This window comes from Streptomyces griseobrunneus, assembly GCF_046713465.1.
GTDB classification, from domain to species: domain Bacteria; phylum Actinomycetota; class Actinomycetes; order Streptomycetales; family Streptomycetaceae; genus Streptomyces; species Streptomyces microflavus.
The window spans coordinates 602,861-618,053 of the sequence record NZ_CP177080.1; the positions used below are offsets into that span (position 1 = coordinate 602,861).

Here is a 15,193-nt window from a genome sequence, read left to right on the forward strand (position 1 = left end):
CGGAAGCCACCCCCGTACCCCCGACCGCTCGCACAAGGAACCCCGATGGCACAGAAGCAGGATCCCCGCAAGCCGCTCAAGGCCCGCCCCAACCCGCTGGACGCGGCGAGGATCACGTACATCGACTACAAGGACACCGATCTGCTGCGGAAGTTCATCTCCGACCGCGGCAAGATCCGCAGCCGCAGGGTGAGCCGGGTGAGCGCCCAGCAGCAGCGGCAGCTCGCCGCTGCCATCAAGAACGCCCGGGAGATGGCGCTGCTGCCGTACTCCGGTTCCGGCAAGTAGCCCGGCGCGGCGGCGGCCGGGCCCGCTCGGGATGCAGCACCCCGACAGGCCCCGCACCATGAACGTATGGGCATAGACACCTCCAAAGAGGACGGCCCGGAGCCGGCACCGTCAGGCCCGGCGGCCAACGGCCGCCGGGCCGGGTCCCCGAACCAGAGCCTCGCTCTCGCGGCCATGCTGTTCGCCGTGTCGATGACCTTCATCGACCAGACGATCGTCGCCATCGCCGCCCCGGACATCATCGACGAACTGGGCCTCACCTCCACGCAGATGCAGTGGGTCATCAACTCCTATCTGCTCACCCTGGCCGCGTTCTTCGCGCTGGGCGGGCGGCTGTCCGACATCTTCGGGCACCGCCGCGTGATGCTGATCGGCACGCTCGTCTTCGTCATCGCCTCGGCGATGTGCGGCGCCGTGCCGGCCGGGGACTTCGCCCAGGCCTGGCTGATCGGGTTCCGGGCCGTACAGGGCATCGGTGCGGCCCTGATGTTCCCGGCCGCGCTGGCCGTGGTCATCGCGGTGTTCCCGGTGGAGCGGCGGGGGCGGGCGCTCGCGCTGTTCTTCGGGCTCTCCGGGGCCCTCACGGCGGTGGGGCCGCTGCTCGGCGGCTGGCTCACCTCGTGGACCTGGCGTGCGATCTTCTGGGTCAACGTGCCCGTCGCCGTCATCGCCATCGTGCTGACGGTGCTGGCGCACATCCCGAACCGATCCCGGCGCGAGCGGCTGGATCTGCCCGGTGCCGTGCTCGTGGCGGTCGGTATGGGTCTGACGGTCCTGGGCCTGCAACAGGCGTCCACCTGGGGCTGGAGCTCCGTCGCCACCTGGGCGTGCATCGTGGTCGGGCTGCTGGTGCTGGCGTTCTTCTGCTGGTTCGAACTGCGCGCGCGGTTCCCGCTCATCAAGCTCGAGGTGTTCCGGGACCGGGCGTTCCGGATCGACAACCTGGTGCTGTTCTTCTCGATGATGGCCTTCGTCCCGGTCTTCTTCTTCGCCTCGGTGTACGCGCAGGTCTCGCTGAGTGCCTCGCCGAACCAGGCGGCGCTCTACCTCCTCTACTTCTTCATCGGCTTCGGTATCGCCTCCCAGTGGGGCGGCCGCATCCTGGACAAGCGCGGTGCCCGTCCGGCGCTGAAGCTGGGCACCGCGCTCGGCGCGGTCGGATTCTTCCTGTGGGCCCAGAAGCTGACGACGCTCTCCATGCACGACCAGTGGCTGTACGCGGCCATGGCCGGCGCCGGGATCGGGCTGTTGCTGGCGCCGGCCTCGACCGATGCCGTGAACCGGGCGATCGGTGCTTCGTACGGGGAGGTCACCGGGATCACCCAGACCGTGCGGAACTTCGCGGCCAGCATCGGACTCGCCGTCTTCGGCACGGTGCTGACGCACCGGACGATCACCAACGTGGAGGGCACGCTGGTCGGCAAGGGTGTGCCGGAGGGTGCGGCGGGCGATGCAGCGGAGTCGGTCGCGCAGGCGGTGACCGGCCAGGCGGACACCCGCGGACCCTCCGGGAGCGGCCCGGTGGCCGATGCGGTGAAGGACTCGATGCAGGCGATCCGGATGGACTTCGCCCAGGCCAACCAGTGGGTGTTCTACGGGATGGCGATCGCGCTGGCCGTCGCCTTCCTGTTCGCGCTGCGTCACCCGGGAACCCGGGTGACGCAGGATTCCCCCAAGGATGCCGAACAGGCTCAGAACGAGTAGACGGCGCTGTCGTTCATGCTGCCGGCCAGCTCGCAGGCGTTGCCGTACGTGGTCGAGAAAGTGACGCGCTTGCCGTGCCAGACGCCGTGGGCGGTGATCACCACGGGGTTCCACTGCCGGGTACACATGCGGTCGGGCGAGGTCCGGGCCAGCTGGGTGAACTGGCCGCCGACCGACTCCAGTTCCTTGCAGGCGGCTTCGGGGGCGGGGTGTGTGCCCTCGGCGCTCGGGGCGCAGGTGAGTGTGACCGCCCGCTGGACCGTCGCGGTGAGCGGGTCCTCGCCCTGGGCCACGGTGAGGACGAGCGCGGAGGGCGCGTAGAGGCTCTCCGCCTTCGCCGGTGCCGCATGGGCGGAGGTGGCGGCGAGGCCGCCGAAGACCAGGGTGCTCGCGGCGATGGTTGCGAAGATTACGTGACGGTTGTGTCGCATGGGTGAAAACTCCTCGGTCGAGTGCTGATTGCGGTCAGGAGTCTTACGTATGCGGAAAGTAGGCGCACATCGACAGCCCGCTTCCAGCCGCAGACGTTCGTTCGAACCGACCGGATGGTCGTTCGGGCAGCTCACGCAGGGCGCGGAGCTCGTCCAGCATATGGACAGCTGTCGACAGTTCAACGGAAAACGACCGCCTGAGCTGCGATGATCCCGGAGCGGCCGGAAACCTCCACGAGCCGCTTCGACTGGAAACCAACGCCGTTCGGGCCTGTCCGCACCCTCACGGCCACGGCCGCCGACCTCCAGGAGCGGACAGCGGCGACCACCCACGGCCCCCGGGACTGAACCTTCCGTATACCGGGTGATACGTCGAATGAAGGTTAGGCTACCCTCACCTTCGTGATCGCTCCTGCCCACGACCTCGAAGACAGCCCGCCGCTCCGGCGCACCGCGCCCGGCCCCGCCGCGGGACCCGACAGCCGCGTCGGCCTCGACGCCCGCGACCTGACCGTCGCGTACGACCGGACCGACGTCGTCCACGGGGCCGACCTCCGGCTGCCGGGCGGTCGTGTCACCGCCCTGATCGGGCCCAACGGCAGCGGGAAGTCCACCCTGCTGCGCGCCGTCGCCCGGCTGCACAAGGCGCGCACCGGCACGGTGACGGTGTCGGCCCCGGACGACGCCGAGCCGGTCGACGCCCTCGCCCTGTCGCGCAACGACTTCGCCCGCCGCATCACCCTGCTCGCCCAGAGCCGCAACGCCCCGGCGGGGCTCAGCGTGCGGGACGTGGTGGGGTTCGGCCGCCACCCCTACCGCGGGCGGCTGCGCGGGAGCGACCCCGACGGGGCCCGGTCGATCGACCACGCTCTCGCCGTCACCAACCTCACCGACTTCGCCGACCGCGGCGTCGAGAGCCTCTCCGGCGGTCAACTGCAGCGCGTCTGGTTCGCCTGCTGTCTCGCGCAGGACACCGATGTGCTGCTGCTCGACGAACCGACGACCTACCTCGACCTGCGCTACCAGGTGGAGATCCTCGATCTCGTACGCGATCTCGCCGACACCCACGGTGTGACCGTCGGGGTCGTCCTGCACGACCTGGACCAGGCCGCCGCCGTGGCGGACCAGGTCGTTCTTCTCTCGTCGGGGCGGATCACCGCCGCCGGCACCCCCGCGGAGGTCTACGACTCCGAGCGGCTGACCCAGACCTACGGCATCCGGATCGACGTCGAACCGGATCCCTCCACCGGCATCCCGCGCACCCGCGCGGTGGGCCGCCATCACCTCCGTACCGAAAGGCCCTGAACCCCGTCATGAAGAACCCGTACATGAAGTGGCCCGCCCTCGCCGCGACGGCCGCACTCGCTCTCGCGGGCTGCGGCACCACCGAGGCCCCGAAGAAGGAGTCCGCCAAGGAGACCGCGGTGACGGTCACCGACTCGCGCGGCAAGAAGGTCACGCTCGACGGTCCGGCCAAGCGGGTCGTCGGCACCGAGTGGAACGTGGTCGAGACGCTCGTCACGCTCGGTGTGCAGCCGGTCGGCGTGGCCGACGTCAAGGGCTACACGGCGTACGACACCTCCGCGCCGCTCACCAAGGACGTCAAGGACATAGGCACCCGGGGCGAGCCCAGCGTCGCCACCGTGGCCGGTCTGAAGCCCGACCTCATCGTCGCGACCACCGACCTGTCCGACTCGGCCATCGCGCAGCTGTCCAAGGCCGCGCCGGTCGTCGTGGTCCGCTCGGCCGACGCGAGCCGGCAGATCGACCAGATGGTCGACAACGTCAACCTCATCGCCGAGGCCACCGGCACCGAGGAGAAGGCGAAGGCGGAGGTCGCCTCGTTCCGCAAGGCGGTCGCCGACGGCAAGAAGAAGCTCGCCGCTGCCGGGCTCGGCGGCAAGGAAGTCGCCTTCGCCGACGGCTGGCAGGAGGGCAACCAGGTCTCGGTGCGCCCTTACGTCGAGGGCTCGCTGCTCGCCGACGTGAACACCGAACTCGGCCTGGTCGACCCGTGGAAGCTGGAGGGCGACAAGGCCTACGGCCTCGCGGCCACCGACGTCGAGGGCCTGACGAAGATCGGCGACGCGCGGTTCACGTACATCGCCAACGACGCCGACGGCGGCGACCCGTTCGCCGACGGGCTCAAGGGCAACGCGGTCTGGAAGTCGCTGCCGTTCGTGAAGAACGACCAGGTCCACCGACTGCCGGACGGCATCTGGATGTTCGGCGGAACCGCGTCCATGCGCGATTACATCGACGCACTCGTCGGCGCTCTGACCGCCTGACCATGAGCACCCGCACCACACCCGCCCCGCCCGCCTCCGTGAACACGGTGGCGGGCGCGGCCGGCCCGACCGGGGCACCGCCCCCGGCCGCGCCCGGCCGCCCGGCCCGCCGCGGCCGGATGTTCCTCCTCGCGCTCGCCGCGCTCCTGGCCCTCGCCGCCCTCGCGGTCGTCCATGTGGGCCAGGGCACGGCCGCCGTCGACCTGCACACACTGTGGCAACTGCTGACGGGTACCGCGGCGGACCGCACCGCCGACGAGCAGACGGCCGCCGTGGTCCTGGACTCCCGGCTGCCCCGGCTCGCGGCTGGGCTCCTCGTCGGCTGCGCGCTCGGCGCGGCGGGCGCCGCCCTCCAGTCGGTGTCGCGCAACATGCTGGCCTCCCCCGACACGCTCGCCGTGAACGCGGGGGCGTACCTCGCGGTCGTCGCCGTCGCCGCGTTCGGCATCGCGCTGCCCGCTCTCCCGGCCGGCGGTACGGCGTTCCTCGGCGGGCTGCTGGCGGCGGGCGTCGTGCTCGGCCTGTCGCGGGCGGGTGCCGGTCCGATCCGGCTGGTGCTGGCGGGTTCGGCGCTCACCCTCGCCCTCTCCGGGCTCAGCGGGATGCTGCTGCTCCTGCGCTCCCAGCAGACGACCGGGCTGTTCGCCTGGGGCAACGGTTCGCTCGCCCAGATCGGCATGGAGTCCATCGACCGGCTCACCCCGGTCGCGGTCCTGGCGTTCACCGGGCTGCTGCTGATGGGCCGGAAGCTGGACATCCTCGCCCTCGGCGACGACGGTGCGGCGGTCGTGGGCGTCAGCCCCCGGCTGACGCGCTCCGTCGCCGTGGTCCTCGCCGTGCTGCTGGCGGCGGTCTCCGTGACGGTGGCGGGGCCGGTCGGCTTCGTCGGCCTGTGCGCACCGGCCATCGTCCGCCTGCTCAGCACGTGGGTCCCGGGTCTGGTGCGCCACCACGCGTTCATCCCGGCCTCCGCGCTCGCCGGTGTGCTCGTGGTGCTCGGTGCGGACGTAGCGCTGCGGGCGGTGTTCGGGGCGCAGGCGGGGGCCGAGGTACCCACCGGCATCGTCACGACCTGCCTCGGCGCGCTCGTCCTGGTCTTCCTGGCCCACCGGTCGCGCGACATGGGGTCGGACAGCGGCTCGACCGCGTTCGCCCGGCTGCGCAGCCGCCGCGCGTTCGTCCTGACCCTGGTGGCGACGGCCGTGGGGCTGCTGGGCGCGGTGGTGGCGGCGACGCTCTTCGGCGATGCCACGCTGCTCCTGGGCGATGTGGCGAACTGGCTCGGCGGCCGGTCGGGGCAGTTCGTGACGTACGTCCTCGACACCCGTGTCCCCCGGGTCGCCGCCGCCCTGCTGGCCGGTGCGGCGCTGGCGGTGGCGGGTGCCGTCGTCCAGGCGGTGTCGCGCAACCCGCTCGCCGAGCCGGGCATCCTCGGTGTCGTCAGCGGGGCGGGGGTCGGGGCGGTCACCGTCCTCACCGTCGTACCGCTGGCGAGCTTCTGGCTGATAAGTGGCTCCGCGCTGGCCGGTGCGGGCGCGGCGGCCGCGCTGGTGTTCGGTCTTGCCGCTCGCCGCGGGCTGGAGCAGAACCGCCTGGTGCTGATCGGTATGGGGGTCCACGCGGGCGCGGGTGCCTTCGTGAGCCTGTTGATCGTGCTCACCGACCCGTACAACGCGACGAAGGCGCTGGCCTGGCTCGGCGGGTCGACCTACGGGCGCACCTTCCCGGAGCTGCTCCCGGTGCTGGTGGCGCTCGTCGCCGCCCTTCCGGTGCTGGCCGTGATGCGCCGTGACCTCGATCTGATCGGGCTGGACGGCGACACACCGCGTCTGCTCGGCATCCGCCTGGGTACCACCCGGCTGACCTTGCTGACCATCGCCGTCGTCCTGACCGCCGGTGCCGTGGCGGCGGTCGGCGTGATCGGTTTCGTCGGCCTCGTCGCGCCGCACGCGGCACGGGCGCTGGTGGGCCGCCGGCATGTGCGGGTCGTCCCGGTGAGCGCGCTGCTCGGTGCGCTGCTCGTGGTCGTCTCCGACACCGTCGGCCGGACGGTCATCGCCCCGGCGCAGATCCCGGTGGGCCTTCTCACCGCGGTGATCGGCGCCCCGTACTTCATCTGGCTGCTCTGGAGGTCCCGCAGGGAGGGGTGACGTTCGTGGGGCCGCTGGGCCCGGTGCGTACGGAACGCACCGGGCCAAGCGGCGATTTCATGCCGGACGGAGGGGGTCAGACCGTGAAGCGGTGGTCCCCGGAGCCGACGGCGAAGACGGCGCAGCCGTCCTCCATCCGCAGGTGCCGGGCGCCGCTGTGCGTGACGGCCCCGGCGGTAGCGGCCGGTATCCACACCTCCGCGGTGGTGTTCACCGGGAGGCTCACCGCCAGCCGGAAGCGGCCCCGCTCCGCCGCCCACTCGGTGGCGACGGTGCCGTACCGGGCCTGGAAGGCCCCGCGCGCCCGGGTGACGCCGCCGCCCGGGCGGGGGCGGACGGTGACCTTGCGGAAGCCCGGCGCCGCAGGCACGATCCCGGCGATGTGGGCGTACATCCACTCCCCGACGGAGCCGTACGCGTAGTGGTTGAAGGAGTTCATCCCGGCGTCCTGGAAGCTGCCGTCCGGCCTGATGGAGTCCCAGCGCTCCCACATCGTCGTGGCGCCCCGGTCGATCTGGTATCCCCAGCTGGGGAAGGTCCGCCGGAGCAGCAGCCGGTAGGCCACTTCGGTGTGCCCGGTCTCCGTGAGCACGGGGAGCAGGCGCGGGGTGCCGAGGAAGCCCGTGGACAGGTGCCAGTCCTTCGCCTCGATGAGGGCGACGAGCCGGTCGGCCGCCGTGCCGCGTTCCTGGTCGCTCAGCAGGTCCATGGAGAGGGCCAGGACGTAAGCCGTCTGGGTGTCGCCCTTCACCCTGCCGCCGCCGGTGACGTACGCGGCGCGGAAGGCGTCGCGGATCTCGCCGAACAGGGCGGTGTACGGGGCGGGGTCCTTGCCCAGGGCCCCGGCGATGCGGGCGACGAGGTCGGCGCTGTGGGCGTAGTAGGCGGTGGCGATGACGTCCTTGGGGGTGTCGTCCTCGATGTTCAGCCAGTCGCCGTAGCCGGTGGCGGGCCTCAGCCGGCCGCTGCTGTGGGCGTCCAGATGGTCCAGCCACTTCAGCATCGAGGGCCAGGACCGCTCCAGTACGCGGGTGTCCCCGTAGGCCTGGTACAGCGCCCAGGGGACGGTGACTCCGGCGTCGCCCCAGCCGGCGGAGCCCGCGCCGAGGCCGCCGGCCTGCGGGGCGACGTCTGTGAAGGCGCCGTCCGCCGTCTGGTCGTCCTGGAGGTCCCAGAGCCACTTGGAGAGGAAGCGGGCCGACTCCATGGTGTAGGCGGCGGTGGGGGCGAAGACGTTGATGTCGCCGGTCCAGCCGAGGCGTTCGTCGCGGGCGGGGGTGTCGGTGGGGACGGAGAGGAAGTTGCCGCGCTGGCCCCAGGTGATGTTGCTGTGGAGCTGGTTGAGCATCGGGACGTTCGTCTCGAACTCCATGGTGAAGGGCGCGTCGGTGTGGATGACGCGCCCGACGACGGCGTCACGGGGCGGCCTGCCCGGGTAGCCGGTCACCTCGACGTACCGGAACCCGTGGAACGTGAAGCGCGGCTCGTAGGTCTCCCGGCCGCCGCCCTTGAGGGTGTAGTGGTCGGTCGCGGCCGCGGTACGGAGGTTGGTGGTGTAGATCGTGCCGTCGGGGTTCAGAACCTCGGCGTGGCGCAGGCGTACGGTGGTGCCGGCGCGGCCGGAGACGTGGAGCCGGACGGCCCCGACCATGTTCTGTCCGAGGTCGAAGACGAAGACGCCGGGCCTGGGTTCGGTGACCGTGCGGGCCTTGAGCCATGAGACGACGCGGGAGGGGGCGTCGACCGCCGCGACGAGTTCGGCGGTGACCGCCTCCGCGGGCTCCTCGGCCCGCGACCACGCCCGGTCGTCGAATCCGGCGCGGAGCCAGCCGGCCGTCTCCAGGCGGGCGTCGTAGTTCTCACCGGTGAGCAGGTCCGCCAGGGTGACCGGCCCGGTGGCGGCCCGCCAGTCAGGCCCGGACAGCACCCGCTCGGTCGACCCGTCCCGGTAGGTGACCTCCAACTGGCCCAGAAAGGAGGGGATTTCCCCGTACTGGTGCGGGCCGAACATGCCTACGTTGCCCGCGTACCAGCCCGCCGCGAGCTCCACGCCGAGGGCGTTGGCGCCCGCCTTGAGAAGGCCGGTGACATCGTACGTCTGGTACTGGACGCGTTTGTCGTAGTCGGTCCAGCCCGGGGCGAGGGAGTCCGTGCCGACCTTCTTGCCGTTGAGGTGCGCCTCGTACACGCCGAGCGCCGTGGAGTACAGGCGGGCCCGCACGACGGGCGTGCTGCGCAGCCGGAACTCGTGGCGCAGTTGCGCGACGGGGGCGTGGACGACGGAGACCTTGCCCCAGGGGCCGCCGCCCCACGGGGCGAGGACCTTCGCGGCGGGCCAGGCGCCGTCGTCGAACTCCGGCGCCTGCCAGTCGTCTCCGGGTTCCTCGTCGGTGGCCTTCCAGCCGGCTCCGGTGGTGATGGTGCGTACGCCGTCGGCGGTGGTCAGCTCCAGGAGTCCGAGGAGTCCGGCCGGGCCCGCCACCCCGTTGGTCGCGGAGATCGCGAGGAGGTGGCGGCCGGGGCTCAGGCGCTGGGTGACATCGGTGAGGGAGGGGCGGCGCCAGGCGTCGGCGGCGTGGTCGGCGGCGGCCGACGCGACCTCGCTGCCGTCCAGGTGGGCGGTGTATCCGTCGTCGGCGGTGAGCACCAGCCGGGCCCGGGTCACACCCTCGGGAACCTCGAAGGCGGAACGGAACCAGCGGGTCGCGGCGGGGGCGCTGCTCGCCGGGTCGCCCTCGGGGAACCAGATCCAGGAGGCGTCGTCGAGTGCGGGTGCGCCGACGAGGGCGGCCGGGGCGCCGACCCAGCGGGCGGACCAGTCGGCGGGGTCGGTGAGGCCGGTCTCCCACCAGGTGGGTGCGGACCAGGCGGACACCTTGCCCTCGCCGTCCCAGACCCGTACGGACCAGTGGTAGCGGGTACGGGAGCGGAGCGCGGGGCCGCCGTACGTCACGTGCACCGACTGTCCGGAGACGACCTTGCCGCTGTCCCAGACGTCGGGCTTCTCCAGCGCCCGCTCGCTGAGGGCGACCCGCACCTGGTAGGCGCTCTGGGTGCGGCCCGATCCGGTGGCGGCCAGCGGCCAGCTGAGCCGGGGGCGGTCGGGGCCCAGGCCGAGGGGCTGCCGTACGTACTCGGCCGTCGGGCGGCCCACCCGGAGGGCCTCGGCTGCCGCGCCCGCCGGTCCGGTGGGCTGCGTGGGGTGCGCGGCGGCCGGCACGGCTCCGGCGATGAGGGAGGTTCCCAGGGTGGTGGCGGTGGTGCTGAGCAGTCGTCGTCTGCTGATCACGTCGGCTCCTTGGGGACGAGGGGTGTCACGGTCGGGTGGATCGGTTCAGGAGGGGCCGGACCACCCCCCGGTCCTTCGTGCCGCCGACTCCCACACGGCCCGGTCGCCCGAGGGCTCGTAGCGGGTCAACGGCTGTGTTTTGGCGACGAGTTCACGCATCGCCGTACTGTCGCCGGCCGATCCGTGGGCGCGCGCCTGCACGAGTACGTTGCCGAGCGCGGCCGCCTCGGCGGGCCCGGCGACCACCGGCAGACCGCAGGCGTCCGCGGTGAGCTGGCACAGCAGCGCGTTGCGCGCGCCGCCGCCGACGATGTGCACGACATCGACCGCGCGGTCCGCCAGTCGCTGCGCCTCGCGGATCGCGCGCCGGTGGGCGAGGGCCAGCGAGTCGAGGATGCAGCGGGTGGTCTCGCCGCGCGTCTCGGGTGCCCGCTGCCCGGTGGCCCGGCAGGCCGCGGCGATGCGCCGGGGCATGGATCCCGGGGCGAGGAAGGCCGGGTCGGCGGAGTCCACGACGGACCGCAGCGCCGGAACCCCGGCGGCCTCGGCCAGCAGGGGCGCGATGTCGCTCTCGCCCCAGGTGCGCATGCACTCCTGGAGCAGCCACATGCCCATGATGTTGCGCAGGAAGCGGATGGTGCCGTCCACGCCCAGCTCGTTGGTGAAGTTCGCGGCGCGGCTCGCGTCGGTGGTGACGGGAGCGTCGAGTTCGAGCCCGGCCAGGGACCAGGTTCCGGTGCAGAGGTAGGCGAACCGCTCGCCCGGTCGCGCGGGAACGGCGGCCACCGCCGACGCGGTGTCGTGCGACCCGACCGTCGTGACCGGAACCGGGCCGCGCAGTCCGGTCGCCTCCAGGACGTGCGGGAGCAGAAGCCCGGCGGGGTCCCCCGGGCGGCGCAGGGGCGCGAAGAGGCCGAGGTCGATGGAGAGACGGCCGGCCGGGCCCGGAGCCCAGTCGCGGGTGCGGGGGTCGATGAGCTGGGTGGTGGAGGCGTTGGTGAGCTCGGTGCCCTGTTCACCGGTCAGCCAGTAGGCGATCAGGTCGGGGATCAGCAACAGCCGCTTCGCTGCCGCGAGTTGCGGAGTCCCCTGAGCGGCGACGAGTTGGTGGAGGGTGTTGAAGGGGGCGTGCTGGATGCCTGTGGCCCGGTAGAGCTCGTCGGGCGGGACGGTGGACCACACCTTCTCGGCGACGGCGTCCGTCCTGGGGTCGCGGTAATGGACGGGGTTGCCGAGGAGGGACCCCTCCGCGTCCAGGAGCCCGTAGTCCACGGCCCAGCTGTCGATGCCGAGGGAGTCCACCGGGCCCGCCGCGCGGAGCCCGTCGAGGACTCCGCCGTACAAGCCCAGGATGTCCCAGCGCAGCCCCTCCGGCAGCCGCACCGGACGGTTGGGGAAGCGGTGGGCCCGGGTGAGGTGCAGGGTGCCGGGGCCGACCCGGCCGACCATGACGCGCCCGTTGGAGGCGCCCAGGTCGACGGCGGCGAACGTCTTCGTGCCCTCGCTCATCGCAGGAAGGCTCCCGCGACCCCCGCGTCGACGGGGATGTGGAGGCCGGTGGTGTGGGTGAGGTCGCCGCCGGTCAGGGCGAAGACGGCGCCCGCGACATGCTCGGGGAGGACTTCCCGCTTGAGGAGGGTGCGCCGGGCGTAGAACTCTCCGAGCTTCTCCTCCTCGATGCCGTAGGTCGCTGCGCGCTGGGCGCCCCACCCGCCGGCGAAGATGCCCGACCCCCGGACGACACCGTCCGGGTTGACGCCGTTGACCCGGATGCCGTGCTCCCCCAGCTCTGCTGCGAGGAGCCGAACCTGGTGGGCCTGGTCGGCCTTGGTGGCGGCGTAGGCGATGTTGTTCGGACCGGCGAAGACGGCGTTCTTGGAAGCGATGTAGACGATGTCGCCGCCGAGCTTCTGGGCCCTCATCATCCGGGCCGCCTCGCGGGAGACCAGGAAGGAACCGCGGGCCATGATGTCGTGCTGGAGGTCCCAGTCCCTGACCGTGGTCTCCAGCAGGGGCTTGGAGATGGAGATGCCCGCGTTGTTGACGACGAGGTCGACGCCTCCGAAGGCGAGGGCCGCCGCCTTGAACGCGTCCACCACCTGCGCCTCGCTGGTGACGTCGACGGGGACGGCGACCGCCCGGTCGGGCCCGCCGAGCTCCTCGGCGACGGCCGCCCCGCTCGCCGCGTCCAGGTCCGCGACGACCACGCAGGCGCCCTCCGCGACCAGGCGGTGGGCGATGGCCCGGCCGATGCCGCTGCCCGCCCCCGTGACGAGGGCGACCCTGGTCGCCAGCGGCTTCGCCTTCGCCATCCGCCGGAGCTTGGCCTCCTCCAGCTCCCAGTACTCGATACGGAACTTCTCCGCCTCCTCGATCGGCGCATAGGCCGAGACGGCCTCGGCACCGCGCATCACGTTGATCGCGTTGAGGTAGAACTCACCGGCCACCCGGGCGGTCTGCTTGTCCTTGCCGAAGCTGAACATGCCGACGCCGGGGATCAGCACGATCGCCGGATCGGCGCCCCGCATCGGGGGCGAGCCGGGCTCCGCGTGGCGCGCGTAGTAGGCGGCGTACTCCTCCCGGTAGGCGGTGTGCAGCTCACCCAATCGCCTCACGGTCCCGTCGAGTTCGGTGGCCGGCGGCAGGTCGAGCAGCAGTGGCCCGACCTTCGTACGGAGGAAGTGGTCGGGGCAGGAGGTGCCCAGCGCCGCCAGCCTCGGGTGCTCGGTGCGGGCGAGGAAGTCCAGGACCGCCGGGGAGTCGTCGAAGTGCCCGACCTGGGGGCGGTCCTGTGAGGCGAGGGCCCGTATGTGGGGGGCCAGGGCGGCGGCACGCTCGCGGCGCTCCGCCTCGGGCAGCGCCCCGTACCCCTCGATCAGCGGCCCGAACGGCTCGGCCTTCCCGTGCTCGGTGAGGAACGTCTCGGCGGTGCGGATGATGCGGAGCGCGTTGGCCTCGCACTCCTCGGAGGTCTCACCCCAGGCGGTGATGCCGTGGCCGCCGAGGACGCAGCCGATCGCCTGCGGGTTGGCCTCCTTGACCGCGGCGATGTCCAGGCCGAGCTGGAACCCTGGGCGGCGCCACGGGACCCAGGCGACGGTGTCACCGAAGCAGTCGGCGGTCAGCTTCTCGCCGCCGGCGGCGCAGGCGAGCGCGATGCCGGAGTCGGGGTGCAGATGGTCGACGTGCGGGGCGTCGACGAGCCCGTGCATGGCGGTGTCGATGGAGGGGGCCGCGCCGCCCTTCCCGTACAGGCAGTGGTCGAACGCGGCGACCATCTCGTCCTCGCACTCCACGCCCGGGTAGACGTCCCGGAGCGCGCGCAGCCGGTCGAGCCGGAGGACCGCGAGACCTTCGGCGGTGAGGGTGCCCAGGTCGCCGCCGGAGCCCTTGACCCACATCAGCTCGACGTCGTGGCCGGTCACGGGGTCGGGAGCGGCCCCCTTGGCGGAGGCGTTGCCGCCGGCGTAGTTCGTGTTGCGGGGGTCGGAGCCGAGGCGGTGGGAGCGGGCCAGGAGGGCCTGGGCGCGGGGGTGGAGTGCCATGGTGTCCTTCGCGAGGAGGAGGGGGTTCGAGGGCGACGACGAAGGGGTTACGCGGTCCGGGCCTGCGGGGATTCCCGGGGCGTGCTCACGCCCCCCAGCCCGCCTGCTGCCCGCCGGCCCGTTCGGCCGCGGTCTTCTCCGCCCAGCCCGAGCGCCGGTACGCGCCCATCGGGTCCCCGTCGAGTCCCTGCTCCTCGCGGACCTCGGCGAGCAGCGGCCGTACATCGGTGTTGTACGCGTCCATCAGCACGGCGTTGGCCTCCAGCACATCGCCGGAGCGCTGGGCCGCGGCGAGGGCGTGCCGGTCGACGAGGAGCGCCTTCGCGGTGGCCTCCTGGACGTTCATCACCGAGCGGATGATCGCGGGGATCTTCGCCTCGATGTTGTGGCACTGGTCGAGCATGAACGCCACGCCGTCCGTGAGCCCGCCGCCGCGGACGACCTCGTACATGATCCGGAAGAGCTGGAAGGGGTCGGCGGCGCCCACCATCAGGTCGTCGTCCGCGTAGAAGCGGGAGTTGAAGTCGAATCCGCCGAGCTTCTTCTTCCTCAGCAGGGTCGCGACGATGAACTCGATGTTGGTGCCGGGTGCGTGGTGGCCGGTGTCCACCACGACCTGGGCCCGCGAGCCGAGTTCGAGGCAGTGGGCGTAGGCCGTGCCCCAGTCGGGGACGTCGGTCGCGTAGAAGGCCGGCTCGAAGAACTTGTACTCCAGCAGCAGGCGTTGGCCGTCGCCGAGCCGTCCGTACACCGTGGCGAGGGCTTCGGCGAGCCGGTCCTGCCGCTCGTGGATGTCGTCCTGGCCCGGGTAGTTCGTGCCGTCCGCGAACCAGAGCTTGAGGTCCCGGGAGCCCGTCGCGTCCATGACGTCGACGCAGGCGAGGAGGTGGTCGACCGCCTTGCGGCGGACGGCGGGTTCCGGGTGGCAGACGCTGCCGAGCCTGAAGTCGTCGTCCTGGAAGGTGTTGGAGTTGATGGCGCCGAGCGTCAGCCCCCGGTCCTGGGCGTGCCGGGCGAGCGCCGCGTAGTCGTCGACCGTGTCCCAGGGGATGTGCAGCGCCACGGTCGGCGCGGCGCCGGTGAACTCGTGCACCTTGGCCGCGTCGTCCAGTTTCTCCTGGGGGGTGCGGGGAACGCCGGGCTGGGTGAACACCTTGAAGCGGGTTCCCGAGTTCCCGTACGCCCAGGAAGGCGTCTCCACCGCCTGGGACGTGAGGGCGGCCTTCACTGCGGCGAGTTCGGTCACTGCGGCGCTCCTGTGACTTCGGGTACGGACGGCTGACTCCGGGTGCGCACACGAGGAGTGTGAGCACGCGAATCTGAAACGATTCACGCCGTGAAGCTATGAGCCCCTCCGAGGGCTGTCAACCCCTCGAACACCGTGCCGCACAAGGCAGTTGGGGCTTCAAGGAGAGCTGGTCGGAGAATTTCGGTCCGCTCCATTGACGCGACCTGCGTCACGTGTCTAACGTCCCGGCAACTCATTTGAAACCTTTCA

10 protein-coding genes are annotated in these 15,193 nt (G+C 72.0%); 5 read left to right on the forward strand and 5 right to left on the reverse strand.

All coding sequences use genetic code 11. The annotated features are described in order from the left end of the window. The first annotated feature begins 45 nt into the window (after positions 1-45). Both rpsR and ACK8N7_RS02950 read left to right on the forward strand, forming a co-directional pair. Positions 46-288 (forward strand): 30S ribosomal protein S18, encoded by a 243-nt coding sequence (rpsR, locus tag ACK8N7_RS02945; RefSeq protein WP_403218433.1) that lies wholly within the window; start codon positions 46-48, stop codon positions 286-288. A 66-nt stretch (positions 289-354) separates the two neighbouring features. Then, positions 355-1,992: an MFS transporter gene (locus tag ACK8N7_RS02950; RefSeq protein ID WP_500440744.1), complete on the forward strand. Its 1,638-nt coding sequence runs from the start codon at positions 355-357 to the stop codon at positions 1,990-1,992. Here ACK8N7_RS02950 and ACK8N7_RS02955 read toward each other — a convergent pair. Next, entirely contained in the window at positions 1,980-2,423 is a 444-nt protein-coding gene (locus ACK8N7_RS02955; protein ID WP_403218435.1) for a subtilase-type protease inhibitor, read from the reverse strand. The genes ACK8N7_RS02950 and ACK8N7_RS02955 overlap by 13 nt on opposite strands. Positions 2,424-2,825: 402 nt before the next feature. On the opposite strand from ACK8N7_RS02955, the gene ACK8N7_RS02960 reads away from it, so the two are divergent. The 3 genes from ACK8N7_RS02960 to ACK8N7_RS02970 are packed head-to-tail and all read left to right on the forward strand — an operon-like array spanning position 2,826 to position 6,861. Continuing rightward, the gene (locus tag ACK8N7_RS02960) at positions 2,826-3,728 is read left to right on the forward strand and encodes an ABC transporter ATP-binding protein (protein ID WP_403218436.1); all 903 of its coding nucleotides are present in this window, start codon (positions 2,826-2,828) and stop codon (positions 3,726-3,728) included. A gap of 8 nt (positions 3,729-3,736) precedes the next feature. Then, complete coding sequence (locus ACK8N7_RS02965) at positions 3,737-4,711, forward strand: ABC transporter substrate-binding protein (protein ID WP_403218437.1); 975 nt, start codon at positions 3,737-3,739, stop codon at positions 4,709-4,711. Positions 4,712-4,713: 2 nt separating this feature from the next. Continuing rightward, positions 4,714-6,861, forward strand: coding sequence for an iron ABC transporter permease (locus tag ACK8N7_RS02970; RefSeq protein WP_500440747.1), 2,148 nt, complete (start codon positions 4,714-4,716; stop codon positions 6,859-6,861). A 76-nt stretch (positions 6,862-6,937) separates the two neighbouring features. Here the strand turns inward: ACK8N7_RS02970 and ACK8N7_RS02975 are convergent, their stop codons facing one another. The 4 genes from ACK8N7_RS02975 to rhaI form a co-directional block, all read right to left on the reverse strand. Continuing rightward, a complete protein-coding gene (locus tag ACK8N7_RS02975) occupies positions 6,938-10,150 on the reverse strand; it encodes an alpha-L-rhamnosidase (protein WP_500440749.1) in 3,213 nt (1,070 codons plus the stop codon). 45 nt (positions 10,151-10,195) lie between these two features. After that, entirely contained in the window at positions 10,196-11,659 is a 1,464-nt protein-coding gene (locus ACK8N7_RS02980; protein WP_500440751.1) for a rhamnulokinase, read from the reverse strand. After that, positions 11,656-13,695, reverse strand: a complete 2,040-nt coding sequence (locus tag ACK8N7_RS02985) for a bifunctional aldolase/short-chain dehydrogenase (protein ID WP_500440753.1) — start codon at positions 13,693-13,695, stop codon at positions 11,656-11,658. The genes ACK8N7_RS02980 and ACK8N7_RS02985 overlap by 4 nt, the downstream gene beginning before the upstream one ends. 85 nt (positions 13,696-13,780) lie before the next feature. Next, positions 13,781-14,941 carry an L-rhamnose isomerase gene (rhaI, locus tag ACK8N7_RS02990; protein ID WP_403218442.1) on the reverse strand — a complete coding sequence of 387 codons (1,161 nt, stop codon included), beginning with the start codon at positions 14,939-14,941 and terminating at the stop codon, positions 13,781-13,783. Positions 14,942-15,193 lie beyond the last annotated feature (252 nt).